At 40.2% G+C, this 1,592-nt stretch carries 1 protein-coding gene; it reads left to right on the forward strand.

Going from position 1 to position 1,592, the window contains the following annotated elements:
• Positions 1-138: 138 nt before the first annotated feature.
• Positions 139-1,518 (forward strand): IS4 family transposase, encoded by a 1,380-nt coding sequence (locus ACTNES_RS20735; RefSeq protein WP_441040562.1) that lies wholly within the window; start codon positions 139-141, stop codon positions 1,516-1,518.
• Positions 1,519-1,592: the final 74 nt, after the last annotated feature.

Raw genomic sequence — 1,592 nt, forward strand, 5'->3', positions numbered from 1 at the left:
TAACTAAAACTTCCCACACCGATACGGTGTGTTGAACCTTGAAAATTCAATATTTCAGCCAATAAAAAAGGCATAAACCTGTTCCGTTTGGTATAATGGAATTGACTAGAAACCATTTTTACAAAGGAGATTTATGCCATGTCCAGTATACCACAAAACCATTTCGATGAGAACGACTTAATTGACTGTGTTCAGAGATTTTTTTCCAAACATCATGTTGGCAATCTTCTTGCCAGATGTAATGGGATGAAAGAAAAAGGTGTTTCACCTGTTTCTCTGCTTCGTTACAAACTCAGCAACATTTTTGTCGGAAGGAGTATGTATATGCAGCAACGGACTGGCTCTTTTAAGGAAGATTTTTCAAAGAACACTTTTTATCGTTTCCTTAATTCGGTAAAAACAAACTGGCTCCGTTTTACTTCTCTTCTTGCTGCTGATATCGTAAATAATGATCTCAAAGATCTAACGGATGATAACAGGAAAAATGTTTTCATCATTGATGACAGCCTTTTTAATCGTACCAGCTGCAAGAAAACAGAACTGGCATCAAAGGTTTTCGACCACACCGATATGCATTTCAAAAAAGGTTTTCGGATGCTTACCTTAAGCTGGAGTGATGGAAATACACTGATTCCGGTAAACAGCTGCCTGTTAGCATCTGCAAAAGATACAAATATCATCGGTCCAGTAAAGGACTTTGATAACAGAACCATTGCAGGGAAAAGACGCAAGCTTGCTCAGACAAAAGCGCCAGAAGCAATGATGACCCTGTTGGATACTGCCATCAGTGCAGGACTGAAAGCTGATTATGTCCTTTTTGATTCCTGGTTTTCCAACCCGGCACAGATCACAGCCATCCATTCAAAAGATATGGATGTGATTGCTATGATTAAGAAAAGCAGCCGTATCAAATATTCATACTGTGGTGAGCAGTTGAATATCAAAGAGATCTATTCCCGGAACAAAAAACGCCGTGGCAGATCAAAGTATCTGCTTTCTGTTGACGTTATGGTAGGAAAGGAGAATCCTATTCCAGCGAAAATCGTTTGCGTAAGGAACAAAGCGAATCGCAAGGACTGGCTTGCTTTTATCTGTACAGATACGACCCTTTCCGAAGAAGAGATTATCCGTATTTATGGAAAGCGCTGGCAGATTGAGGTTTTCTTCAAAACCTGCAAATCTATGCTGAATCTGATTGGAGAATGCCATAGTTTATCCTATGATGCACTGACGGCCCACGTGGCCATTGTATTTACCAGATATATGTTACTTGCAATGGAGCAGCGTCAAAATGAAGATCAGAGAACTCTTGGCGAGTTGTTCTTCTTCCTTGTTGATGAAATGGCAGACATTACTTTTAGCAGATCACTTGGCATCCTGATGGATGCCTTAATGGCAAGCTTTCAGGAAATCTTAAAGCTCAGCGATGAGCAATTGACAGCTTTTACTGCTGATTTCGAAGCAAGACTACCGAAATATCTGCGTAATGCACTCCATCCAGAGGCTGTGGTGGCATAAATCGCTATTTTGTTAGCTGAAGTATTGAATTTTCAAGGTGCGAAGCCCATTTTAGGTATGGGAAGTCTTAGTTA

Source organism: Blautia sp. HCP3S3_D9, assembly GCF_052063845.1.
Classification (GTDB): domain Bacteria; phylum Bacillota; class Clostridia; order Lachnospirales; family Lachnospiraceae; genus Blautia_A.

Excerpts from the sequence above, each read along its gene's own strand:
- ACTNES_RS20735 (WP_441040562.1), top strand. The coding sequence starts at position 139 with ATGTCCAGTATACCACAAAACCATTTCGATGAGAACGACTTAATTGAC.